Below are 23,548 nucleotides of genomic sequence, written 5' to 3'. Positions count from 1 at the left end.
AAGGGCATTTGCGCTTGTGTGCGGGGGCGCCCGGGCCCGACGGCCGTAGGGTTTGAGCAGCGACATTCGACGAAGGGCCACCCTTATGGAGAAGGCAGCGGACGACGATGTGCTGCTGGATATCAGCGATCACATCGCCCACATCACGTTGAACCGGCCCTCGCACGGCAATTCCCTCACCCCGGCGACGCTTGGCTGGTTTCAACGCACCTGGCGTCGCATCGCCGAGGACCCCGACATCCGCTGCGTGCTGATCACCGGTGCCGGCGACCGACATTTCTGCACCGGCGCCGACCTGGGCGGGGTCAACGAGCGCGGCGGCGTCGGCGTCGGACTGGGCCGGCTCAGTCAGGACGTCGGGCTGACCGCCCGGCACAACAACGTGTGGAAACCGACGGTGTGCGCGGTCAACGGGATGGCGGTGGGTGCGGGCCTGCATTTCGTCGTCGACGCCGACATCATCGTCGCCTCGACGAACGCCGTGTTCCTCGACAGCCATGTCAACGTCGGCATGGTCGGCGGACCCGAGAACGTGGGGCTGGCCAAGCGCCTGCCGCTGGGCACGGCGTTGCGAATGTCGTTGCAGGGCCGTAACTATCGGCTGTCTGCGGAACGGGCCTACCAGCTCGGGCTCGTCGACGAGCTGACCGAACCGGACGACCTGCTGGCGACGGCGCGGGGGATCGCCCGCGACATCACCCAGAACTCACCGCACGCCGTTTCGCTGACCCAGCAGGCGATCTGGAGTTCGCTGGAGATGCCCTACTCGCAGGCGACGGAATATGGCTTCGGGCTGGTCAAAACCCAGTGGCACCATCCGGACTTCACCGAAGGCTTTCGCGCGTTCGCCGAGAAGCGCCCGCCGGAGTGGACGACCGGTTAGGCCGACGTGACATCAACGCCGACATCGCCAGACTTCCTGGCGGTTCTGGACCGGCCCGACGCCAGTGTCGTCGCATTGGAGGATGCCGACCGCACGGTGAGCTACGCGGAATTGGGCGATTCCGTGCGCAGGCTCGCCACCGCACTTGCGCACCGTGGTGTCTCATCCGGTGACCGGGTGGCCGCCATGTTGCCCAATTCGGCGGCGTCGGTTGAGCTATACCTCGCCACCGCGCTGCTGGGCGCGATCTGGGTCGGGATCAACCCGAACGCACCGGAAGCCGAACGAGAAAGGCAGGGTGCGCTCGTCGCACCGACGCTGACGGTGACGCCCGACGTGCTCTCCTCGCTGTCGGCCGCCGATCTGCGACCGCTGCGGGCCGAACCGCCGGATCCGTCGGTGCCCTGCGCGATCGGGTTCTCCAGCGGCACCACCGGCACCCCGAAGGCCGTCGTGCACAGTCGAAGCGGGGTGTCGTTGGTCGCCGCGGTGTTGGCGCAGACCCGGAGCCCCGATGACCGCATCGGTGTGGTCCTGCCGATGAGCATCCACAACCTGATCGCGGTGGGCGTGCTGCCCGCGTTGTTCGCGGGCGCGACGTGTGTGGCCGTGAACCGGATGAATGCCGCGGGCGTGGCGGCGGCCTGCCGGGAGCGCCGGCTGACGATGGTCAATGCCCTGGTTCCGGCCACCATTCACGACCTCGTGCACGACGAGGCGATCACCGGCGACACTCTGGCGTCACTACGGATGGCCGGCACGGGTGCAGCGGGGCTGTCCGAGGCGCTGCGCGCGGCGTTCGAGGCCAAGTTCGGCCGTCGACTGGTCGGCACCTACGGCATGACCGAGGCCCCGGGGGTGGTGTGCATCGAGGACGCCGACACGCCACACGTCGCGGGCGCGTCGGGCAAGCCGCTGCCGCACCTGACGGTGGCGGCCTGTGACGGAAACGGCCGGCGGCTTCCCGCGGGACATGAGGGGGAGCTGACGGTGTGTGCCGCGGCGACCGGACCGTGGGCCGGTGTGTGGCGCCCGGCCATCGGCACCTGGACCGAGAGCGGCTTTGAGGCCCGTCCGGAGACTGAGAAGTGTTTGCGTACCGGGGATTATGGACGGGTGAGCGCGGACGGTACCGTCCACGTCACCGGCCGCAGCGCCGACGTCATCGTCCGCGGCGGTGTCAACGTCAATGCCGCGGAGGTGGAGAGCGTGCTCGGTCAGTTGCCGGGTGTGCGTGGCGTCGCCGTCGTGGGGGAGGACGACGAGCGACTCGGGCAGCGCATCGTGGCGTTCGTCGAGCTCACCTCCGGGCATGTGGCCGAGGCGGCGACATTGCGGGATGCGGCCCGCGAGGTGCTGGCCCATGGCAAGGTGCCCGACGACTTCGTGATCGGGGTGCTACCGCGCAACGACATGGGGAAGGTCGCGCGCACACAGTTGCGTCGACAGTAGCCGCGCAACTCGCGTTTTCACGCCGTCGAAGCTGTTGTCAGCGCCGACAGAGACATACAGGATCGTGGCTGTGATGGTCATCGGTGCGGTCGGCGCCCTTGGCGGGTGGGCGGACAGGATGTGAATCGGCTTCCAACCAAACTCGAGGAGGTCGACGCGGCGTTCCTGACCGCGGCGTTGGCAGTGAAGTACCCGGGCACCCGGGTCGGTGGCGTCAGCCACGCCGATCTGCGGCAGGGCACCGCAAGCAGCCTGGGCCTGCAGCTCGACTTTGTCGAGAACCCTCACGATCTGCCCCGGTCGATGTACCTGAAGGGCAACTTCATCGACCACGAGTTCACCTCGGCAGCAGCCTTTTCCGGAGAGGCCCGGTATTTCCTGCACATCGCCGATGACCTTGCGGACGCAGTGACACAGCCGCTCGCGCATTTCGCCGGCGTCGACGAGCAGGGCCAGGCGATCGTCGTTCTGGAGGACTTGGCGCTTCGCAGGGTCCGGTTCGGCGACTGTGAGCAGACCTTGGACGTCGACACGGTCGCGGACGGTGTGCGTCAGCTGGCCGTCGCTCAGGGCCGGTTCTGGGGTGGCCGGGGCCTGGAGCAGCTCGACTGGTTGGTCGATGTCTCGACGGTCGCCTCCCTGATGCGGTTTCTCGTGCAGCCGGAGCATTTCGACGACTACATCGCCCGCGACAGGGCGGCGTTCCTGGGCGCACCGCTGCGCGACCGGCAACGGATCGAGGCGGCGCTGCTGGCGATGTTCGACAGCGACGAGGCGTTACCGAAAACGTTCGTGCACGGTGACGCCCACGTGGGCAATACCTTCCGGGATCCGGCGGGCAAGCTCGGGTTCTGTGATTTCCAGGCGGTGGGTCTGGGACCGTACATCTGGGACGTCACGTACTTCATGACCGGGGCGATGAACCCCGAGGACCGGAGCCGATCAGAACGCGACCTGTTGTCGCTGTATCTCGACGAGCTACGACGCGCCGGTGTCGAGGCGGTGCCGAGCCTCGATGACGCCTTCCTCGCTCACCGCAGGCACATGATGCACGGTTACCTGAACATCGTGACACCGATCGAGATGCAACCCGACCGGTTCGCGGTGGCGATGGGTAGCCGCTTCGCCGCCGCGATGGAGGATCTGGACACTTTCGGCAGCCTTCGAGTGTGAAACTACGGCGGAATTTTGGCCAAAACTCCGCCCTGGTTGCACTTTCGCGATCAGTGCGGCAGATGCCCACCCGATTGCGGCGATGGGGCGCGACGAATTACCGCGGCCGATCCTCGGCCTGCTCACGCGGCAGCCGTCGGCGGGACAGCAGTTCGGCACGCAGCGCCTGGGCGTCGGAGGTCTGCTCGAGCACGGACATCACGTCCGCCGACAGCTGAAGGTGCTGGCGCATACCCATCTGCTCCCACGCGCGCACCAGCATCGTCTTGGTCGCCATCAACGTCGACAGGGGCGCACGGGAAATCTTGGCCGCCATGGCCTCGGTGACCGATTCGAGTTCGTCGCGGGCGACGACCTTGTTGACCAACCCCATTTGCAAGGCGTCCTGCGCCGAAAGTGTCTGGGCGGTGTAGAGATACTCGGCGGCCCGCTTGTAGTTCATGAACACGTAGGGCTCGACCATCGTCTCGCCCCCTGCGAAGCCGAGGCCGGGGACCAGAGGCATCTGGAAATACGCGTCCTCGGCGGCGATGGTGATCTCGGGCAGCAGCGCCCAATAGGTGCCGCCGCCGATCGCGTACCCGTGCACCTGGGCGATCATCGGCTTCGGAAACTCCCAGAAGCGAAGCGTCGGCCACAGGAACAACTCCTTGCTGCCCTGGAAGTTGCTGCCCATCGCGGCTTGGGAGTCGGCGAACTCGGGGTAGGCGTCGGGGGCGATCACATGACCGGCGCAGAACCCCTTGCCGTTGGCCTTGACGATCACGACTTTCACGTCGTAATCGCGCCTGGCCTCGTCCAGGCAGGCATCGACTTGTCGCACCATCTCCGAGGATTGGGCGTTCGCACGCTCCGGCCAGTTGAGGACGATGCGCGCGACGGCGCCTTCGCGCTCGTAGAGGACAACGCCCATGTCAGTCGTGTCCGTCATGTCCGCCTTCCCGGATGGCTCACGGCGCGATGAGCGCCAGTCATCCTTGACCTGACGCTACAACAGCCGTTACCGTGTCGGCTGAACTACACAAACAATAAAAGTGTAGTTGATCGCTCAGGAGGTTGAACCCGTGACTCAAGCGCCGACGTCCGTTACCGAGAGCTTCGACCACCATTCGCCGGAGTTCCGGGAATGTCCGCACGAGACCATCGCCGAAATGCGGTCGCGCTGTCCGGTGACGCGCTCCACCGAATACGGCGGCTTCTGGGCGCTTCTCGACTACCAGTCAGTGTTCGATGCCGCACGTGACGACGACCTGTTCAACTCGTATCCGACCAACGGTATCCCGCCGAGTGGCGCCCCGTACCCCATCCTGCCCATCGAGACCGACCCGCCGCTGACACAGAAGCTGCGCGAGATCACCTTGAGCGCCTTCTCACCGAAACAGGCCGAACGGTTGCGGCCGCGGGTCCGCCAGATGGCCAGGACGATGGTCAACGAGTTCATCGAGCGCGGCCACTGCGACATCGTCGGCGAACTCACCACACCGTTGCCGGCCAAGCTGATCCTGCACATGCTCGGCTTCGACGAATCCGAGTACATGCGATGGGTGCGGTGGGTGCACTCGATGGTGCACGACCGCACCCACGACCAGGAGAAGTCGGGCGCGGCCGTCATGGAGTTGTTCGGCGAGATCTACAAGCACATGTCGGAGCGCCGGGAGAGCGGCGAGCTTGGCGACGATCTGTTCGGCCGAATCCTCAACGGGCGCATCGACGATGTCCCACTCGACGACACCCAGATCCTGATGTACACGGTGTTGATGTTGCTGGGTGGGATGGACACCACCAGCGGCCTGACCGGCAACGTGTTGTTCGCGATGACCGAGCAGCCCGAGCTACGCGAGGCTCTGCTGGCCGATCCGGAGCGGATCCACACGGCCACCGACGAGTTCCTTCGGGTCTACACCCCGACTCTGGGGTTGGCGCGCACTTTGTCGCGCGACACCGAGTTCCACGGGGCACAGCTGAAGGAGGGGGATCGGGCCATCCTGATGTGGGCCGCGGCCAACCGCGACCCCGCGATGTTCGAGAACCCGGACGTCTGCGACCTGAATCGACACAACAGCCGCAAGCAGATGGCATTCGGCGTCGGCATTCACCGCTGCCTTGGCTCACACTTGGCGCGGGTGATGTTCCAGGAGATGCTCGGCGAAATCCTCCAGCGGCTACCGGATTTCCGCCTCGACGGCGAACCCGCCCGCTTCGAGGATGCCGGCGAGGTGTGGGCGATGCGCAAGCTGCCGATCGCCTTCACACCCGGCCCGCGCCTGCCCGTGGAAGGCCTGTGAGCGTCCCGATCGGCTTCATCGGTGCCGGCCAGATGGGCGAACCGATGGTGCACCGACTGCTCGGCGCGGGACATCGCGTGACCGTGTATGCCCGCCGCGAAGAGGTGCGCGACCGTCTTCGCGGCGCCGGGGCGGCTGCCGTCGACACCGTCGCCGACGCGGTGAAGGACCATCCGGTGGTGATCTGCTGTCTGTTCTCCGATCAGCAGCTTCGCGACGTCGCGCTCGGTGCCGACGGGCTGCTGGCCCACTGCGCACCCGGTGCCATCGTGCTGTCGCACACCACCGGGTCGGTGGCCACACTTCGCGAACTGGCGGCCGCCCAGCCGGCGGTCACCGTGCTCGACGCACCCGTCAGCGGCACCGCCGACGACATCACCAACGGGCAACTGACGGTGCTGATCGGGGGGCCGCAGGCCGCCGTCGAGACGGCGGCCACCGTGGTCGACGCGTATGCCGAGACAGTGCTGCGCACAGGAGATCTCGGCTCGGCATTGAATCTCAAGCTGGTCAACAACGTGTTGTTCGCCGCCAACGCACAACTTCTGAGTGCCGCGGTCACGGTGGCCGCCGATTTGGGCATCGACCCCGACGACTTCCTCACCGCCCTGGCGGCCTGCAGCGCGGACAGCAAGGCCGCCGGCCATGCCCGCGCCACCGGTGGCATCGACAACTTCAGTGAGCTGGCCGCTCCGTTCCTGCGCAAGGACGTGGATGCGGCGTTGACGGCCGCCGGGGAGGCGGGCACCGACCTAGGGCTGCTTCACGACGTCATCGCGCGCGGCGCTCTTCCATTGACGACGAGCGCTACGTCGCCCACTGGGTGACCGAGGTCAGCCCGCCGCCGAGGCTGCCGCGGATCCACGGCGGCAGCCGTTTGGGCATGGGCAGCGGCACCACGCGGGCCCCACGCTCTTTCAGCAGCGCCTCGTACGCCGCGGCGTCGCCGTTGAACGGTTGGCCCTCACCGGCGATGAAGCCGTAGAGTTCGCACCCATCGGGGCCGGCTTCCCATGGGCCGAACACGTCGCCCCACTCGAGCATGATGTGGGTGCCGGCACGACAGACCACGTCGCCGCAACGGATTTCACCGGACAGAATGAAGTTGGAGTGGTCGCCGGTGTGCCCGTGCTGAGGAGAGATCGCCCCCGGATCCCATTTGTTCCAGAACGCGAAGTATCTGGGGGACATCTCGATCCACTTCTCCCAGATCGAGGCAGTGCGACCATCGGCGAATTCGTAGCGCAGCATCTCCTCTGCGGGTACATCGTCGAGATGCCTGATCGACGGTCCACCCCTCATGCGGTGTCGCCCTCCCCGGTTACGCCGGGCGGAACGCGTAGGTGAGAAACGTCTCGCCCGCCTCGGTCTCCAGTGTGGTCGTGGTGCTGACCATCTTCTGACCGATGCGCAGTTCCGACGCCGGCACGCCGACGAGCAGAGCCTCGACGAGCACGCGGCCGTCGAGTTCGATGAAACCGACCGCGTAGGGCTTGAAGACGTCCGGCGACTTGTGACCCTGGTAGGGCAGCGGCGGCGGGAACTCCTGGGTGGTGAACGTGAAAAGCGTTCCCTCGGTGGGCAGCTCGACCGGCTCGATGTCGTCCTGGATGGCCGGGTTGGCGTCGTAGAGCTCCGGACGTTCGGCGGGGAACCGCACCACGCCCGTCGACCGCCGTCGTGACCCCAGCAGGACGGCGCGGTCGCCGTCGACGCGGAACAGATTCTCTGCGATGAGTTGAGTCATGTCATGCCACCTCGATAACCATTGCCGCACCCATTCCGCCGCCAGCGCACATCGACAGCACGCCGATGCCGCCACCTCGGCGACGTAGTTCATAGATCGCCGACGTCACCATCCGCGCCCCGGTGGCCGCGATCGGGTGACCCAGGCTGATGCCGGACCCGTACACGTTCACGATCTCCTCGTCGAGACCCAGCTCCCGCGAACACGCCACCGCCTGGGCGGCGAAGGCCTCGTTGATCTCGAACAGCGCGACGTCGTCGAGTTTGCGCCCGGCCAGTTCCAGGGCCTTGGGAATCGCCGAGATCGGGCCGCTGCCAGTGCGATTGGGCGGTACGCCGACCGAGGCCCACGACAGCACATGAGCCAAGACGTCCTTGTCCGTGTCGGGGCTGGCCAGTGCGACCATCGCCGCCGCGTCGTTGATGCCCGACGAGTTACCGGCCGTCACCGAGAAACCGTCGATCTCCGGGTGCAGTACCTTCAAGCCGGCCAGCGTCTCCAGGCTGGTGTCGCGGCGCGGATGCTCGTCCTGGGCGAAGGTGATCGTCGACCCGTCGGCCTGGGGCACCTCGACCGGCACGATCTCGTCGACGAAGGAACCGGCGTCGATCGCCTTGACCGCGCGCTGATGGCTGCGCAGCGCCCACTCGTCCTGATCCTCGCGGGTGATGCCGTACTGGATCGCGCAGTTGTGCGCCACCGTGATCGACATGTCCAGCGCGGGCGCGTCGTCGGTGGGCGGATGCGACAGCGGGAACCACGGGTCCTCGTAGTCCTCGGCGGCCTTGCCCGTGGTGAACGGTTTGCGCTTGCGCAGCATCGGTGCGGTCGAACTCGACTCCATACCGCCGGCGAGGACGGCTTGGCTCATACCGGCCGCCACCTGACCGGCAGCCACCGCGATCGCCGACAGGCTCGACGCGCACTGTCGGTTGACGGCCATGCCGGGAATGGTGGTCAGGCCGAGGTCCACCGCCACGTAGCGCGCGCTGTCGCCGCCGCCCTGCAGGCTTTCGGCCAGGACCAGGTCGTCGAACTCGGTGGCGTCCAGGCCGGACCGCTCGACCGCGGCGGCGACCACCGGTTTGGCCAGTTCGATCGCGGGCATGTTCGCCAGCGTGCCGCGGCGTGCGGTGCCGATAGGGGTGCGGACTGCGGCCACGATCGCGGCGCGCGACGTCGTCGGCGTCATGTGTCTCCCCGGTGTCGTCGGATTCGGCACCCGATCGGGCACCATGGTTCGCGCCCAGAGTATACCGTTAAATAGATAGCGATATTTCGGGTTGACGGGAGCGTGCATGAAGATCATCGGATCCGTTGACGAGGCCGTCGCCGCCGAGGGCTCAGAACTCGGTGTGAGCAACTGGTTCGACATCGACCAGAAGCGCATCGACGGCTTCGCCGACGTGACGCTGGACCATCAGTGGATCCACGTCGACGTGCAGCGGGCCAAGTCCGAAAGCCCGTACGGCACCACCATCGCCCACGGCTTCCTCACCCTGTCGCTGCTTCCGGGGCTGAGCAAGGACAACTTTCGTGTCGAGAACGCCAAGATGGGCATCAACTACGGCCTGAACAAGGTGCGGTTCCTGGCTCCGGTGACCGCCGGTAGCCGAATCCGGGTACGGTCGGCGCTTGCCGATGTGCAGAAAGCAGGTGAAGACACGGTGAACCTGACGGTCCGCCACACGGTCGAGATCGACGGGTCCGAAAAGCCCGCCGCGGTCGCCGACCTCATCGCGCGGTACGTGTTCTGATGGCCGGCCCCTTCGACGGTAAGGCCGTGCTGACCGGCGCAGGCAAGTCTGCGGTCGGGCGCCGCTTGGGCCGCACCGGTCTGGACCTGACCCTGGAGGCGGTGCTTCGCGCGATCGCGGATGCGGGCCTCGACGTCGACGACGTCGACGGCATCGCCAGCTATCCCGGACCGGGCGTGCCCGACCCGGGATTCTCCGGGGCCGACGTCCAAGAGGTGCGCAACGCGTTGGGTCTGCGGTCGCGCTGGTACATGTCGGCAATGGAGACCGCGGGCCAGATCGGGCCGGTGATCGAGGCGTGCATGGCCGTCGCGCTCGGGCTGGCCAACCACGTGGTGGTCTACCGGTCGGTGTGGGAGTCCACCGCCGCGCAGCAGGCCGGCGGTGGCCGTGCCTCGGTGCTGTTCAGCGGCGGCAAGCTGCCCCCACATCTGGCGTGGATGGCGCCATTCGGCGCGTTGTCGGCGGCCAACTGGCTGGCCATGCCCGCTCAGCGGTACATGCACGATTTCGGGTTGACGCGCGAACAACTCGGCGCCATCGCACTCAACGCGCGGCGCAACGCCGCGCGCAACCCCGAAGCGGTCTACCGCGACCCGATGACCATGGACGACTATCTGGGCGCGCGGATGATCTCGGAACCGTTGTGCCTGTACGACTGTGACGTCCCGTGCGACGGCGCGACCGCGGTGATCGTGTCCCGCCGAGACGCAACCAACGGGTTGCCGCGCCACCCGCTGACGGTGGAGTCCGTCGGGCCCGGCATGTACGAGCGTGCCACCTGGGATCAGCGCCGCGACATCACCACGATGGCCGCTCACGATTCCGCGGCCAACCTGTGGGAGCACACCACGCTGAAACCTGCCGATGTCGACATGGCGCAGCTCTACGACGGGTTCTCGTTTCTCACCGTGATGTGGCTGGAGGCGCTCGGGTTCTGCGAACACGGCAGGGTCGGCGAGTTCATCGAGGGTGGTGAGCGCATCGCGCTCGACGGGCCGCTGCCGATCAACACCAGCGGCGGGCAGCTTTCCGGCGGCCGCCTGCACGGCATGGGCTTTCTGCACGAAGCCTGCGTGCAGATGTGGGGTGAAGGCGGTGAGCGGCAGGCGCCCAAGACTCCTGAGGTGGTCGCGGTCGGGGTGGGCGGCGGGCCTGTCGCCGGATCGATGTTGTTGAGCAGCAGGTAGTTACGGCCATGGCGGGCGACATCGGCGACGCGGCCATGACGTTGGGCGACATCGTCACCGACAACGCCCGACGCTTTCCGGAGGTGGTCGCCTACCGCCTCGACGACCACAGCATCACCCACGCGCAGTTGTACGAGCGCGCGACACGGTTGGTGTCAGCGATGGTGGCCGCGGGCGTCCGACGTCAGGACCGCATCGCGATCCTGTCCCGCAACAGCGTGGAGTTCGGCGAGGTGATGGCGGCCTGCCAGCTCAGCGGAATCATCATGGCCACCGTGAACTTCCGGCTGACCGCCGGTGAAGTCCGCGATGTGCTGAACCGGGTACGACCGTCGATCCTGTTCTATTCGGCCGAATTCGCCCCGATGATCGGCGACCTCGCCGCGCAGCTGAACACCTCTCCGCGCCTGGTGGTCATCGGCGGGCCGGCGCGCCCGGACATGGCCGGCTACGACGAGTTCCTGGCCACCGGTTCGGACGGTGAACTCGCGCTGCGCGCGCAACCCGACGACATCGCGAGCCTGATCTTCACCAGCGGCACCACCGGCGCCTCCAAATGCTGCATCCTCGGACAGCGGGAGAGTCGCCGCGTCGCCTTCACGATGAACGGCGAGATGCATTCGGGCGCAGCGGATCGCGGCCTGATCAACATGCCGATGTTTCACATCGGCGCCATCGCCATCATCGGCGGAGTGCATGCACGCGGCGGAACCGTGGTGCTGCAGCGGCAGTTCGACCCTGACGAGGCGGTCGGGTTGATCGCGCGTGAACGCATCTCCCTGGTCCATCTCGCGCCGGTGATGCTGCAGGCGCTGCTGGACGCGGTGACCGACCCCGCATCCGTCGCGCACCTGCGCACCGTCATCTACGCGGCGGCGCCGATGACCACCGGCATTCTGCAGCGGGCGATGGCGATGTGGCCGTCGGCCGGTTTTCTCAACCTCTACGGGCAGACCGAGGTGATCGTCTCCGGTCTGCCCCGGGAGCTGCACACGCTCGACGCCGGTGACGTGCTGCGTTCGGTCGGATTCCCGTTTCCGGGCATCGAGGTGCGCATCGTCGCCGACGACGGCAGCGAGGTGGCGGTCGGGCAGGCCGGTGAGATCGTCGTCCGGGCGGATTCGATGTTCCGGGGTTACTGGGACGACCACGCCGCGACGCTGGCGACGTTGCGCGACGGGTGGTGCCACACCGGTGACGTCGGCCGGTTCGACGCCCGCGGACTGCTGTATCTGGTGGACCGCAAGAAGGACGTGATCATCACCGGCGGGGAGAACGTGTACTCACCAGAGGTCGAGGACGTGGTGAGCCGGATCGACGGGGTGGCGGCGTGCGCGGTGGTGGGGACACCGGACGAGCAGTGGGGTGAAACCGTCTGCGCGGTCGTGGTTCTCGACCCCGCCAAGCCCGACGCCACGCTGACGCTGGACACTGTCCGGGAGTATGCCCGCGGCCGGCTCGCGGGATACAAACTGCCGCGCCGACTCGTGGTCGTCCCGGAGTTGCCCGTGCTGCCCAGCGGCAAGATCGACAAGAAGCGGCTGCGGGCCGCGCTGGCGTGAAACCGCCGACTTCTAGACCGGCGGATAGGCCGGCGGCGGATACACGCCGCGCAGAATCCAGGCGAACCAGTTCATGCCGTACTCCAGTTCGTCGCTGGCGTCGTAATCCGGGTTGGGGTCCATCCGTCGTCCTTTCGCCGTGATACCGGAAGTCAACTACTTCACGGTTGAAATGGGAAGATATTTAGCGGATTATGTTCGGGTGACGGTTCACCGTATTCTCGGCGCCTGCGTGTTCGCGTTCGTCCTGGCCGGCTGTTCGAACTCGGCGCCCGCCGAGCCGCCGCCGGGCATCCTGTCGGCGGGCACCGCCGAGATCAGCATCGACGGCGCGAACGTCGAAACCACCCACGACGTGCACTGCACGACGGGGGAGACCGTCGTGACCGTCAACACCGGCAACGACGATTCCGGCACCACCTCGGCCATCGACACCGCCGACGGATTGGTCGTGCAGTTCGCGCAGTTCCGCAACGTCGGTGGGTTCACCGGTAGCTACTGGGCCGACCTGGACCCCGAAGCCGAGGCCCAGATTTCGGGGCACACGTTCACCCTGTCCGGGACCGCCAACGGCTTCCATGAGGACAACCCCAGCGCACGCATATCGCAGCCCTTTTCCATCAAAGTCGCGTGCTGAGACAACGGAGGATTGATTGTGAAAGTTCGACTCGATCAGGCGAGATGCGTCGGCCATGCGCAATGCCACGCGGTGGACCCGGACCTCTTCCCGATCGACGACTCCGGTTACAGCATCCTCGAGGCGCACGAGGTCAAGCCGGGCGATGAGCAACTCACCCGCGACGGCGCGGCGGCGTGCCCGGAGATGGCCATCATCATCGAGGAAGACTGACACCGCAGGTGAAGCGACTGATCTACGAAGCCGACCACGAGCAGTTTCGGGAGACCACCAGGCAGTACATCGAACGCGAAGTCGTGCCCCACGCCGAAAGGTGGGAGCGCGAGCGGATCGTCGACCGGTCGGCGTACGTCGCCGCGGGCAAGTACGGGCTGATCGGGTTCAACATGCCCGAGGAGTACGGCGGCGGCGGCACCGACGACTTCCGGTTCAACGCCGTGATCACCGAGGAACTGGCCCGGTGGGGTAACACGGTGCCGGCGCTGAGCCTGCAGAACGACGTCGTCGGCCCGTACTTCAAGAATTTGGCCAACGACGAGCAGAAGGCGCGCTGGCTGCCCGGCATCATCGCCGGCGACACCATCGTGGCGATCGCGATGACCGAACCCGGTGCGGGCAGCGACCTGGCCGGCATCCGCACCTCGGCGGTGCGCGACGGGCAAAACTGGATTCTCAACGGCGCCAAGACATTCATCTCCTCGGGCATCAACTGCGATCTGGTGGTCGTGGTGACCCGCACCGATCCGGACGCGGGTCACAAGGGCTTTTCGCTGCTGGTGGTCGAGGACGGGATGGAGGGTTTCACCCGCGGCCGCAAGCTGGACAAGATGGGCCTGCACGCCCAGGACACCGCGGAGTTGAACTTCGAGAACGTGCGGGTGCCCGCGGCCAACGTGCTGGGCACCGAGGGCCGCGGGTTCTACCACCTGATGCAGAACCTGCCCTCGGAGCGGTTGTCGATCGCGATCTCGGCGATCGCGGGCGCACGCGAGACGTGGCGGCAGACCCTGCAATACGTCAAGGACCGCAAGGCCTTCGGGCAGCCGATCGGCAGCTTCCAGCACAACCGGTTCTTGATGGCCGAGATGGACACCGAACTCGACGTCTGTGAGCAGTACATCGACCGCTGCCTGCAGGCCGTGGTCGACGGCGAGTTGACGGCCGTCGAGGCGGCCAAGGCGAAATGGTGGTGCACCGAGACGGCCAAAAAGGTGGTCGACCACTGCGTGCAATTGCACGGCGGATACGGCTACATGAACGAGTACCGGGTGGCCCGCGACTATGCGGACGTGCGGATCCAGACCATTCTCGGCGGCACGACAGAGATCATGAAGGACCTCATCGGCCGCGATCTGGGTCTGTGACGCCTGGTGTAGTCGAGCCGGCTGCGAACGGGAGTACCAGTGACAGCACCAACGGCGTTGCGCGTCGGGATCATCGGAGTCGGCTGGGGCGCACACGTCCAGGTGCCGGGCTTTCGGGCGGCCGAAGGTTTCGAACCCGTGGCGCTGTGCGCCCGCACACCTGAGCGTCTGGAGCGCACCGCGGCCAGAACCGGTATCTCCGACACCTCCACCGACTGGCGGTCGTTTGTGGCCCGCGACGATCTCGACGTCATCTCGGTGGCGACGCCGACGGTGCTGCACCGCGACATGACCCTCGCCGCACTGGAGGCCGGCAAGGCCGTGCTGTGTGAGAAACCGCTGGCCGGTGACGTCGGCGCCGCCCGCGAAATGGTCAGCGCCGCAGCCCAAGCGGGCCGCCCGACGGCATGCTGCTTCGAGAACCGGTGGAATCCCGACTGGTTGGCGGTGGCCGGCAAGGTCGACGCGGGCTTTCTCGGTACGCCGTATCTGGCAAGGATCAGCCGCAGCGCCGCGTACTGGCATCCCAGCCATGCGCCGCAGGCCAGGTGGATGTACGACCGGGCCCAGGGCGGGGGATACCTGGCGGGCATGCTGGTGCACGATCTGGACTTCGTGTGCAGCATGCTCGGCCGGCCCGCGTCGGTGTGCGCGGAGGTGCGCACCGCCGTCCCGGTCCGCGAACTGCCCGACGGCGAGGTGATCGAGGTGACCGCCGACGACACCGCGGCGCTGTTGATGCGCATGGAGTCCGGGACGACGGCCGTGCTCAGCGTCTCGGTGGTCGGCGCGCACGCCGACCATTACCGGTTGGAACTGTTCGGCGCCGACGGCACCATCATCGGTGACGGCGGTCTTCGCGCAAGCCGGTATCAGGCAGCCAGGGCGACCGACGACGCGCTGGCGGATCTGGCGGTGGTCGAGCGTGACCCCGCCCATCCCGAGCAGCTGCCGAACGGGCTTGCGGGACACGCGAGCCGGGCCATGGCCCTGATGCTCGAGGATTGGCTGCCCGCGTTCGGGGGCGCGCCGAGCAACGCGCCGACCTTCGAGGACGGGCTGCTGAGCCTGGCCGTCATCGAGGCGGCACGTCGCTCCGCCGAGGGCGGCGGCTGGGAAGCGGTGGTCGTCTAGTGGTCCGCCGGCGTCGTCACCGGCCGGAACAGAGGCAACCAAACTCGGTTCTCGTCCTCGCCCCACTCCTCGAAGAAGACCTCGACCGGCAGCCCGACCCGGATGTCGTCGACCGACACGTCGACGACATTGGTGACCAGCCGGACATCGGGTTCGTCGTCGAGTTCGACCATCGCGACGATGTAGGGCGGCTCGAAGCCGGGAATCCAGGGCTGGCGGTTGACGGTGTACGCCGCCACGGTGGCGCGACCCGTTGCCGGCTCGGGTCCCACGTCGGTGCTGCGGCAGCGCCAGCAGGCGGGGCCGGGCGGGTGGAAGAAGTGGCCGCACCCTCGGCAGCGGCAAATCAGCAGCTCACCGCGCTCACCGCCGGTCCAGAACGCCCGGCTCTCGGCGGTCGGATCGGGCGCCAGCCGAAACTGTGGTCGGGTATAAGTGGTGGCCATAACCTAAACAGTAAACTATATGACGTTTTGACGATCTAGGGTGGTTGACGCGTAGGCGCACCCGGTGCCGCTAGGGTGTCGAGCACGTACGTTGACGGCGGCCGTAAGGAAGTAGATGGCAGACGACGAAAGCACCGCGAAGCGGGACGCGAGCGATTCGGCTCCCGACGACGAACAGCCCCTCGGTGATGGCGAATCCGCCGACGCCGCCACGGCTGGGGTCGAGGCCGAAACCGCCGAGGTCGCAGCGGGGGAAGACGGCTCAGACAGCGCCGACAGTGCTGACAGCGCTGAGGGCGACGCGGCCGATGAGGGCGCCGAGACCGTCGCGCCGGCCAAGCGCAAGATCTCGCATGTACGCCTCGCGACGATTGCGGGCCTGGTGCTGGTATTGGGGTTGGGCGGGCTCGCAGGATGGCTCGGTTACCAGGCCTACCAGGCGCGCAAGGCCGACGACCTGCGCAACCTGTTCATTCAGGTCGGACGGCAGGGCGCGCTGAACCTGACGACGATCGATTGGGAGCAGGCCGAAGGCGATGTGCAACGGATCCTGGACTCCGCGACCGGCACGTTCTACGACGACTTCCAGCAGCGGGCTCAGCCGTTCGTCGAGGTCGTCAAGCAGGCGCAGTCGAAGTCGACCGGTTCGATCAACGAGGCCGGCCTGGAATCGCAGTCCGGCAATGAGGGTCGGGTTCTGGTCGCGGTGACCGTCAACACCACGAACCTGGGCGCGCCCGAGCAGCAACCGCGGTCCTGGCGAATGCGGATCACCGTCGAAAAAGTTGGAGATGAGGCGAAGGTATCCAATGTGGAGTTCGTACCGTGAGCAGGCACCGGATGCCTAAGGGCAGCAGCAGCGACGAGACCCCCGAGACGCCCGCCGAGTCCGCGGAGATCACCGAGTCGGCCGCGACCGAGACGACCGAGACCGAGGCGGCAACTGAGGTGGCTTCCACCGAGGCCGAGGCGGCGACCGAGGTCGCCGACACCGAGGCGGCTGTGGAGGACTACCCCGCGGACGCGGCGACCGACGGCGAGGCCACCGAAGATTCGGAGCCCGCCAAGCCCAAGCGCCGCATCAACTGGTCTCGGGTCGCGGCCTACGGCCTGTTGCCCGGGCTTGCGCTGGTTCTGGCGATCGCCGCGGGCTATTTCAAGTGGGTCGACAACTCGATCGCGGATTCGGAGCGAGTCGGCGAGGAGACCGTTCAGGTCGCCAAGGACAGCACCATCGCGATGCTGTCCTACAAGCCCGACTCCGTCGAGGAGGAACTCAACTCCGCGCGCGATCTGCTGACCGGAGAATTCCGCGACTCGTACACGACGTTGATCAACGACGTGGTGATCCCGGGCGCCAAGGAGAAGGCGATCTCGGCGGTGGCGTCGGTGCCCGCGGCCGCCTCGGTGTCCGCGGACCCGAACCGCGCCGTGGTTCTCGTCTTCGTCAACCAGACCGTCGTGGTGGGTCAGGATCCCCCGACCGACACGGCGTCGAGCGTGCGCGTGACCCTGGACAAGGTCGACGATCGCTGGCTGATCTCGAGCTTCGATCCGGTGTGATGCCCCGGCCCGACACGGTCGATGTCACGACGCCGTCGGGACAGCTACGGGCCCTGACGTGGGGTTCCGCCGATGCGCCGATAGCGTTGTGCCTGCACGGTTTTCCCGACACCGCCCACGGGTGGCGTAAGGTCGCGCCGAAGTTGGTGGCCGGGGGCTGGCGGGTGGTCGCGCCGTTCATGCGCGGCTACGCACCGTCGTCGATCCCGTCGGACGGTAGCTACCACATCGGCGCATTGATGGACGACGCGCTTCGGGTGCTCGACACCGTCGGCCCCACCGGACGCGACGTGATCATCGGACACGACTGGGGTGCCATGGCCGCGGCGGGCCTTGCCGCCATGCCCGACAGTCCGTTCCGCAAGGCCGTGGTCATGTCGGTTCCGCTCGCCGCGGCGCTGCGCGGCAGGGGTGCGCTACCCGAGGACTTCGGCCGCTTCGTCGCCACGCTGCCCGGACAGCTCAGACGCAGCTGGTACATCCTGTATTTCCAATTGCCCTGGCTGCCGGAACGTTCCACCGACTGGGTGGTGCCTCGGCTGTGGCGGCGGTGGTCGCCGTCCTACCCGGCCGACGAGGACCTCGGACACGTGCGGGACGCCATCGGGGCGCCGGACCGCTGGCGCGCCGCCTTGGGGTACTACCGCGCCGCGGTGCGCAAGCCCAAACCGCCCGCGCAATACGCCGAGCTGCACGAGCACTGGCTGTCCGCACCGGCGATGCCGACGCTTTATCTGCACGGCGCCGACGACGGTTGCATGACAGCGGATTACGCGCACTGGGTGCAGAAGGTGGTACCGGACGGCAGCCGGACAGTGGTCGTCGAGCGGGCGGGTCACTTCCTGCAACTCGACCAACCGGAGGTCGTCGGGCAACAGATCGCCGACTTCATCGGGCCTGCGGGTTAGCCCAGTGTCATACCGGGATGGTTGCGCGCGACCAGGCCCAGCAGCAGCCGCCGCGGTAGGTGATGGTTGACGACGGCGGCGATGCGGTTGCCCAGTCCGGGCACGATGACGCGCCGGCCGGCCGCGAGGCCGTCGATACCGGCCCTGGCCACCTCGTCGGGCCGTTTCCACAAGAACTTCGGCAGCGACTTCTCGGCTTCTGCGTCGGGAATGCCTGCGGCCTCGCCGAACCCGGTCCGCACCGGCCCGGGACACAGCGTGGCCGCCACGACACCCGTGCCCCGCAACTCCTGGCCCAGGGCATCGGTGTAGGACAGTACGAACGCCTTGGCCGCGCCGTAGGTGGCCTGCCCCGGCACCGGGCCGAACGCACCGACCGAGGCGACGTTGAGCACCGCGCCCCGGCCGCGGTCGACCATGTCCGGCACGAAGCGGCTGCACAGGTCGACGACGGCGCTGACGTCGACCTCGACCAGCCGTAGTTCGGCCTGCGGGTCGCAGGCGGCGACGGGTCCGAGGTTGGTCATCCCGGCGTTGTTGACCAGGATGTCGGCGACCACGCCCAGCGCGGCAACGCGGTCCGGCAAGGCGGCGCGCTCAGCGGTCACCGACAGGTCCGCCGGTAGCACATGCGTTGCGCCACCGATCGATTCGGCCAGGGCATACAGCCGGTCCGCGCGGCGGGCCGTCAGCACCAACTGGTGACCGCGACGGCCCAGTTCTCGTGCGATCTGTTCGCCGATACCGGACGACGCCCCGGTGATGACGGCGGCGGTGCCGGTGCTGGGCGGCGGGAGCATGCGCGAGAGCCTAACCTGACACGATGCTGCTTGGTCGGCTGTCGATGGTGGATGCCCAGATGTTCTGGATGTCGGTGAAGATCCCGAACGACCAGTTCCTGCTGTACGGGTTCGCGGGTGCGCCGGACGACGTCGAAATGTCCGTCGAGGTGATTCGGCGGCGCGCCGAGGTGTGCGCAGACCTGAGGCTGCGGGTGTGCGATCACGGCGGGCTGAGCCACCCGCGGTGGGTGGACGCACCGGTGCAGTCCGGTCAATTCGTCGTGCACGAGCTTGCCGACATCAGTTGGCGCGGATGTCTGGCCGCAGTCGCCGAGTTGGCCGAGCACCAATTGGATGCGTGCGCGATGACGTGGCGGTTGCACGTCTTCAGTGGGGTAACGGGCATGCCGGGAGCCGAGATCGCCACGGTGGCCGTCGTGCAGATGGCGCACGCCCTGGGCGACGGACAGCGGTCAGCGGCGCTGGCGGCCGCGCTGTTCGGTAGGCGCGGCGCCGTCCCCACAGCCCCGCCCCGGGCGCGGTTCGAGGCTCTCGCGCTGCCCTGGCTCGGCTACCGCGCCGCGCAGGCCCACCGCCGGCTGGTGCGTGACACCGAGGCGGGAACGGTGCCGCCGCCGGCCACGTCGCGTCCGCCGCTACGGACCAACGCGCAACCCGAAGGCGTGCGCGCTATCCGCACCGTGGTCGTGAACCGGTCCCGGATCGCAGGTCCGACGGTGACCGTCGGGGCACTGGCCGCGGTGTCCACGGCGCTGTCGCGACACCTGCGGGAGCTGGGTGAGGACCCGGCCACGCTGGGCGCCGAGGTACCGATGGCGAAAGTCGGTGTCAGACAGGCCTACAACCAGTTCGGCAACGTCGGCGTCGGCCTGTACCCGCAGTTGGATTTCGGCGACCGGGTGGCGCGCATCGAAGAGGAGTTCGCACAGCGGCGCCGACGGGCCGCCCATCCGGCGATGGCCGCCGCCGCTCGCGCGTCGGCAGCGGCACCCGCGCCCCTCGTGCGATGGGGCGTCGGCAAATTCGATGTGTCTCGACGGTCCCCGACGGTGACCGGCAACACCGTGGTGTCCAGCGTCAATCGGGGGCCCGCCGATCTCCGCTTCGGTGAGGCACCGGTGGTCTTGACGGCCGGCTATCCCGCGCTGTCGCCGATGATGGGCACCACCCACGGTGTGCACGGCATCGGCGAGACCGTCGCGGTCAGCGTCCATGCGGCGCAGTCGGCGATCGGGGACATCGACGCCTACGCGGAGCGATTGGCCGCGGCCCTGGCCGAGCATTCCGGGGTTGGCTAGCCACTCCCGTAACAGATGGCCTAGATTCTGTCGCATGACTGCATACGACGTCGGAGTCCTGATCCTGCGAGTCGTGCTCGGTCTGACCATGGCCGCCCACGGCTACAACAAGTTCTTCGGCCCCGGCGGGCTCAAGGGCACGGCCGGTTGGTTCGACAGCATGGGTATGAAGCCCGGCATGTTCCACGCCAGGATCGCCGCGACCACCGAGATGGCCGCCGGAATCGGTCTGGCGCTCGGTCTGCTCACCCCGATCCCCGCGGCGGGCTTCGTCGCGCTGATGCTGGTGGCCGCGTGGACGGTGCACCGCCCCAACGGCTTCTTCATCGTCAAGGAGGGCTGGGAGTACAACCTGGTGCTGGCCGCGGCCGCGGTCGGCATCGCGACGATCGGCGCGGGCAAGCTCAGCCTGGATCACCTGCTGTTCAGCACCTCGACCCTCTACGACTATCTGCACGGCTGGTGGGGGCTGGCGATCTCGCTGGGGCTCGGCCTCGCCGGCGGCATCGGGCAGTTGCTGATCTTCTACCGTCCACCGGCCAAGGCCGACGCCTCCTGAGCTTTCCGCGCCTTCCGCGCCGAAATCGACCGGAGGGCTGTGCACCGGGCGAATCACGACCCTCACGCAGATTTCGCGGGGTTGGGCGGCGAAGTGAGGCCGCACGAGCTAGAACACGTTCTAGTCTTGGGCCATGGGGTTTCTGAAGCAGGACGCGCCCGTCGTCGACTACGACGAATGGAGCAAGGGCACCCGCGCCGAGAAGATCGTGCCGATGGCCCGGCACTGGGCCGAGGTCGGGTTCGGCACTCCCGTCGTCCTTCACCTGTTCTACGTCGTGAAGATCGCGCTCTACATCCTGGGCGCATGGCTGGTCGTGCTCACCACCGACGGCATCGACGGATTCACCGACGTCACCTCCTGGTACGCCGAACCGATCGTGTTCGAGAAGGTCGTGCTCTACACGATGCTGTTCGAGGTGGTGGGGCTGGGCTGCGGGTTCGGTCCGCTCAACAACCGCTTCTTCCCGCCGATGGGTTCGATGCTGTACTGGTTGCGGCCCAAGACGATCCGGTTGCCGCCCTGGCCTACCCGCATACCGCTGACCAAGGGCACCGCGCGCACACCGGTTGACGTCGTGCTCTACGCCGCACTGCTGGCGATGCTCGTGGTGGCGTTGTTTACCGACGGCACCGGGCCGATTCCAGAACTGGATACCACTGTGGGTGTGCTGCCGGTCTGGCAGATCGCCACGATTCTGGGCATCCTCGCGGTGGTCAGCCTGCGAGACAAGGTGATCTTCCTGGCCGCTCGTGGCGAGGTATACGCGTCGCTGGCGGTGTGCTTCCTGTTTCCCGGCGCCGACGCGATCCTGGCGGCCAAGTTGGTGCTGCTGGTGATCTGGCTGGGCGCGGCCACGTCGAAGCTCAACAAGCACTTCCCGTTCGTCATCTCGACGATGATGAGCAACAACCCGGTGATCAGGCCGCGATGGATCAAACGCCGGTTCTTCGAACGCTTTCCCGACGATTTGCGTCCGGGTCGGGTGTCGCGCTGGATCGCGCATTTCAGCACCGCGATCGAGGGTCTGGTGCCGCTGGTGTTGTTCTTCTCCCACGGCGGCTGGCCGACGGCGATCGCCGCCGCCATCATGCTCATCTTCCATTTCGGAATCCTGTCGTCGATCCCGATGGGCGTGCCGCTGGAGTGGAACGTGTTCATGATGTTCAGCGTGCTGGCGTTGTTCGTCGGCCACGCGCGCGTCGGACTGGGGGATCTGCAGAGTCCCTGGCCGATCGTGTTGTTCGCGGTGCTGGCGGGCATCGTCGTGATGGGAAACCTGTTCCCGCGCAAGGTGTCTTTTCTGCCCGGCATGCGCTACTACGCGGGCAACTGGGACACCGGGCTGTGGTGCGTGAAGCCGTCGGCGGCGGAGAAGCTCGAAAACGGCATCGTCTCGATCGCGAGCATGCCGCAGTCGCAGATGGAGCGGTACTACGGCAGCCCGGAGACCGCCCAGATGTACCTCTACATGGGATATGCGTTCCGCGCCTTCAACACTCACGGCCGGGCGATGTTCACCCTCGCGCACCGCGCGATGGTCGACCAGAACGAGGACGACTACGTGCTCACCGACGGCGAGCGCATCTGCAGCACGGCCATCGGGTGGAATTTCGGCGACGGCCACATGCACAACGAGCAGCTGATCGAGGCGTTGCAGCAACGCTGTCACTTCGAGCCCGGCGAGGTGCGGGTGGTGCTGATCGACGGGCAACCGATCCACCGGCAGACCCAGCAGTACCGGTTGGTCGACGCCGCGACCGGCGAGTTCGAGCGGGGCTACATCAAGGTCGCCGACATGGTCACCCGCCAACCGTGGGACGACACCGTGCCGGTGCACGTGACGTGGTCGACGATCAGCCCATCACGTCGCGGACCTTGACGTCCTCGAGCCCCTCCACCATCAAGTTGCGCGCCACGTCGAGATGCTTGCGCCAGTGGGCCTCGGTCGCCGCGCCGTCACCGGAGCGCAACAACTGCATCAGGCGTTGATACGACCGCATCAACTTGTCGTAGTCCGCCTTGGAGACCGGTCGGCCCTCCTTGAAGACGAATGCGGTGTGGCGCACCGTGATCTCATGCAGCATGCCCGCGATGATCCCCAGCGTCGCATTGCCCGACAGCTGAACCATCCGCAGGTGGAAATCACCGATCGACTCGGCGAGTCGTCCCGACTCCTTACCGGCCGGAATGTGTTCGGCCAGCATCTTCTCGAGTTCGTCGAACGCCTCGGTGTTGCCCGACTCGGCGAGCAGTCGGGCGGCCATCGGCTCGATGGCCGCCTGCGCCGTCATGGGGTCGGCGATGGTGGCGCCGGACAGCTCGAGCAGCAGGCCCGCCGGGCGCGCGACGATCTCCGCGCCGGGCACGCGGACGCGCGCGCCCGTGCGCGAACCGCGACGGACTTCGACGAGGCGCTCGGACTCGAGCACCCGGACGGCCTCGCGCAGGGTAGGCCTGCTCACCCCGAAGTGGGCCATCAACTCGGCTTCGTTGGGCAGGAAGTCACCGTCTTTGAGTTGGCCGTCGACCACCATGCGGCGCAGGGTGCCCGCCACCAGTTCAGCGGTCTTCGGCGACCGGACCGCCGCACTCGCACCGATGCCGTCGGGGCCGATCATCGGCGCCAGCGGCGTGCTTCGAGCCACTTCGTCTCCCATATCACCCATAACATTGCTGCCGGCCGGACCGCAGGCCGGATACCGGCCCACCCTATCAGCGAGTAGGTTGACCTAGTAAACTTTGTTCCTCTACGTTCGGGGCAACACATCATTTCGAAGGAGTACT

At 67.3% G+C, this 23,548-nt stretch carries 25 protein-coding genes and 1 pseudogene; 18 read left to right on the top strand and 8 right to left on the bottom strand.

The features are described 5' to 3' along the window. The first annotated feature begins 85 nt into the window (after window positions 1-85). The 3 genes from ABQE89_RS17015 (at window position 86) to ABQE89_RS17005 (ending at window position 3,508) form a co-directional block, all read left to right on the top strand. Window positions 86-883 carry an enoyl-CoA hydratase/isomerase family protein gene (locus ABQE89_RS17015; protein WP_448418637.1) on the top strand — a complete coding sequence of 266 codons (798 nt, stop codon included), beginning with the start codon at window positions 86-88 and terminating at the stop codon, window positions 881-883. Window positions 884-889: 6 nt separating this feature from the next. After that, entirely contained in the window at window positions 890-2,335 is a 1,446-nt protein-coding gene (locus ABQE89_RS17010) for a class I adenylate-forming enzyme family protein (protein WP_448418635.1), read from the top strand. Between the two features lie 120 nt (window positions 2,336-2,455). Next, entirely contained in the window at window positions 2,456-3,508 is a 1,053-nt protein-coding gene (locus ABQE89_RS17005; protein WP_448418633.1) for an aminoglycoside phosphotransferase family protein, read from the top strand. 97 nt (window positions 3,509-3,605) lie between these two features. Here ABQE89_RS17005 and ABQE89_RS17000 read toward each other — a convergent pair whose 3' ends face one another. Beyond that, window positions 3,606-4,439, bottom strand: coding sequence for an enoyl-CoA hydratase-related protein (locus ABQE89_RS17000; protein ID WP_448418631.1), 834 nt, complete (start codon window positions 4,437-4,439; stop codon window positions 3,606-3,608). Window positions 4,440-4,572: 133 nt separating this feature from the next. Here ABQE89_RS17000 and ABQE89_RS16995 point away from each other — a divergent pair, with 133 nt between their 5' ends. Both ABQE89_RS16995 and ABQE89_RS16990 read left to right on the top strand, forming a co-directional pair. Further along, complete coding sequence (locus tag ABQE89_RS16995; RefSeq protein ID WP_448418629.1) at window positions 4,573-5,793, top strand: cytochrome P450; 1,221 nt, start codon at window positions 4,573-4,575, stop codon at window positions 5,791-5,793. Next, window positions 5,790-6,620 (top strand): NAD(P)-dependent oxidoreductase, encoded by an 831-nt coding sequence (locus ABQE89_RS16990; protein ID WP_448418627.1) that lies wholly within the window; start codon window positions 5,790-5,792, stop codon window positions 6,618-6,620. The genes ABQE89_RS16995 and ABQE89_RS16990 overlap by 4 nt, the downstream gene beginning before the upstream one ends. Here the strand turns inward: ABQE89_RS16990 and ABQE89_RS16985 are convergent. The 3 genes from ABQE89_RS16985 to ABQE89_RS16975 are packed head-to-tail and all read right to left on the bottom strand — an operon-like array spanning window position 6,601 to window position 8,732. Beyond that, window positions 6,601-7,095, bottom strand: coding sequence for a cupin domain-containing protein (locus tag ABQE89_RS16985; RefSeq protein ID WP_448418625.1), 495 nt, complete (start codon window positions 7,093-7,095; stop codon window positions 6,601-6,603). The genes ABQE89_RS16990 and ABQE89_RS16985 overlap by 20 nt on opposite strands. A gap of 19 nt (window positions 7,096-7,114) precedes the next feature. Next, complete coding sequence (locus ABQE89_RS16980) at window positions 7,115-7,540, bottom strand: Zn-ribbon domain-containing OB-fold protein (protein WP_448418623.1); 426 nt, start codon at window positions 7,538-7,540, stop codon at window positions 7,115-7,117. 1 nt (window position 7,541) lies between these two features. Next, complete coding sequence (locus tag ABQE89_RS16975; RefSeq protein WP_448418621.1) at window positions 7,542-8,732, bottom strand: thiolase family protein; 1,191 nt, start codon at window positions 8,730-8,732, stop codon at window positions 7,542-7,544. Between the two features lie 106 nt (window positions 8,733-8,838). Here ABQE89_RS16975 and ABQE89_RS16970 point away from each other — a divergent pair, with 106 nt between their 5' ends. Genes ABQE89_RS16970 through ABQE89_RS16960 form a run of 3 tightly spaced genes read left to right on the top strand, consistent with a single transcriptional unit; the run spans window position 8,839 to window position 12,049 of the window. Next, entirely contained in the window at window positions 8,839-9,297 is a 459-nt protein-coding gene (locus ABQE89_RS16970; RefSeq protein WP_448418619.1) for a MaoC family dehydratase, read from the top strand. Continuing rightward, window positions 9,294-10,487, top strand: a complete 1,194-nt coding sequence (locus ABQE89_RS16965) for a thiolase family protein (RefSeq protein ID WP_448418774.1) — start codon at window positions 9,294-9,296, stop codon at window positions 10,485-10,487. The genes ABQE89_RS16970 and ABQE89_RS16965 overlap by 4 nt, the downstream gene beginning before the upstream one ends. A gap of 8 nt (window positions 10,488-10,495) precedes the next feature. After that, window positions 10,496-12,049, top strand: a complete 1,554-nt coding sequence (locus tag ABQE89_RS16960; protein WP_448418617.1) for an AMP-binding protein — start codon at window positions 10,496-10,498, stop codon at window positions 12,047-12,049. Window positions 12,050-12,061: 12 nt separating this feature from the next. On the opposite strand, the pseudogene ABQE89_RS16955 reads toward ABQE89_RS16960, so the two are convergent. Continuing rightward, window positions 12,062-12,172 (bottom strand): annotated as a pseudogene (locus ABQE89_RS16955) (CAP domain-containing protein); the annotation flags it as partial. A gap of 79 nt (window positions 12,173-12,251) precedes the next feature. On the opposite strand from ABQE89_RS16955, the gene ABQE89_RS16950 reads away from it, so the two are divergent. Genes ABQE89_RS16950 through ABQE89_RS16935 form a run of 4 tightly spaced genes read left to right on the top strand, consistent with a single transcriptional unit; the run spans window position 12,252 to window position 15,184 of the window. Next, window positions 12,252-12,686, top strand: coding sequence for a lipoprotein LpqH (locus ABQE89_RS16950; protein ID WP_448418615.1), 435 nt, complete (start codon window positions 12,252-12,254; stop codon window positions 12,684-12,686). An 18-nt stretch (window positions 12,687-12,704) separates the two neighbouring features. After that, window positions 12,705-12,899, top strand: a complete 195-nt coding sequence (locus tag ABQE89_RS16945) for a ferredoxin FdxE (RefSeq protein WP_448418613.1) — start codon at window positions 12,705-12,707, stop codon at window positions 12,897-12,899. Window positions 12,900-12,907: 8 nt separating this feature from the next. Then, window positions 12,908-14,050 carry an acyl-CoA dehydrogenase family protein gene (locus ABQE89_RS16940; protein WP_448418611.1) on the top strand — a complete coding sequence of 381 codons (1,143 nt, stop codon included), beginning with the start codon at window positions 12,908-12,910 and terminating at the stop codon, window positions 14,048-14,050. Between the two features lie 39 nt (window positions 14,051-14,089). Further along, window positions 14,090-15,184 (top strand): Gfo/Idh/MocA family protein, encoded by a 1,095-nt coding sequence (locus ABQE89_RS16935; RefSeq protein WP_448418609.1) that lies wholly within the window; start codon window positions 14,090-14,092, stop codon window positions 15,182-15,184. On the opposite strand, the gene ABQE89_RS16930 is transcribed toward ABQE89_RS16935, so the two are convergent. Continuing rightward, window positions 15,181-15,630 (bottom strand): Zn-ribbon domain-containing OB-fold protein, encoded by a 450-nt coding sequence (locus ABQE89_RS16930; protein WP_448418607.1) that lies wholly within the window; start codon window positions 15,628-15,630, stop codon window positions 15,181-15,183. The genes ABQE89_RS16935 and ABQE89_RS16930 overlap by 4 nt on opposite strands. A gap of 115 nt (window positions 15,631-15,745) precedes the next feature. Between ABQE89_RS16930 and ABQE89_RS16925 the strand changes: the two genes are divergently transcribed. From ABQE89_RS16925 to ABQE89_RS16915, 3 genes are read left to right on the top strand one after another with little or no spacing between them, the layout of a single operon-like run. After that, window positions 15,746-16,459, top strand: coding sequence for an Rv1363c family protein (locus ABQE89_RS16925; protein ID WP_448418605.1), 714 nt, complete (start codon window positions 15,746-15,748; stop codon window positions 16,457-16,459). Between the two features lie 11 nt (window positions 16,460-16,470). Further along, the gene (locus tag ABQE89_RS16920) at window positions 16,471-17,193 is read left to right on the top strand and encodes an Rv1363c family protein (protein WP_448418603.1); all 723 of its coding nucleotides are present in this window, start codon (window positions 16,471-16,473) and stop codon (window positions 17,191-17,193) included. After that, window positions 17,193-18,101, top strand: a complete 909-nt coding sequence (locus ABQE89_RS16915; protein ID WP_448418601.1) for an alpha/beta fold hydrolase — start codon at window positions 17,193-17,195, stop codon at window positions 18,099-18,101. Before ABQE89_RS16920 ends, ABQE89_RS16915 begins: the two co-directional genes overlap by 1 nt. Here ABQE89_RS16915 and ABQE89_RS16910 read toward each other — a convergent pair. After that, window positions 18,098-18,901, bottom strand: coding sequence for an SDR family NAD(P)-dependent oxidoreductase (locus ABQE89_RS16910; RefSeq protein WP_448418599.1), 804 nt, complete (start codon window positions 18,899-18,901; stop codon window positions 18,098-18,100). The genes ABQE89_RS16915 and ABQE89_RS16910 overlap by 4 nt on opposite strands. Before the next feature lie 23 nt (window positions 18,902-18,924). On the opposite strand from ABQE89_RS16910, the gene ABQE89_RS16905 reads away from it, so the two are divergent. The 3 genes from ABQE89_RS16905 (at window position 18,925) to ABQE89_RS16895 (ending at window position 22,643) form a co-directional block, all read left to right on the top strand. Further along, window positions 18,925-20,202 (top strand): WS/DGAT domain-containing protein, encoded by a 1,278-nt coding sequence (locus ABQE89_RS16905; protein ID WP_448418597.1) that lies wholly within the window; start codon window positions 18,925-18,927, stop codon window positions 20,200-20,202. A gap of 34 nt (window positions 20,203-20,236) precedes the next feature. Next, on the top strand, window positions 20,237-20,761 hold the full coding sequence (locus tag ABQE89_RS16900) for a DoxX family protein (RefSeq protein WP_448418595.1): 525 nt from the start codon (window positions 20,237-20,239) through the stop codon (window positions 20,759-20,761). A gap of 133 nt (window positions 20,762-20,894) precedes the next feature. Next, complete coding sequence (locus ABQE89_RS16895) at window positions 20,895-22,643, top strand: DUF3556 domain-containing protein (RefSeq protein WP_448418593.1); 1,749 nt, start codon at window positions 20,895-20,897, stop codon at window positions 22,641-22,643. Here the strand turns inward: ABQE89_RS16895 and ABQE89_RS16890 are convergent. Beyond that, window positions 22,618-23,409 (bottom strand): FadR/GntR family transcriptional regulator, encoded by a 792-nt coding sequence (locus ABQE89_RS16890; RefSeq protein ID WP_448418591.1) that lies wholly within the window; start codon window positions 23,407-23,409, stop codon window positions 22,618-22,620. The genes ABQE89_RS16895 and ABQE89_RS16890 overlap by 26 nt on opposite strands. Between the last annotated feature and the right edge of the window lie 139 nt (window positions 23,410-23,548).

The organism is Mycolicibacterium sp. XJ1819 (genome assembly GCF_053483675.1).
Note: the sequence above shows the minus strand (reverse complement) of the source record. Positions and strands in the feature narration are given on the sequence as shown.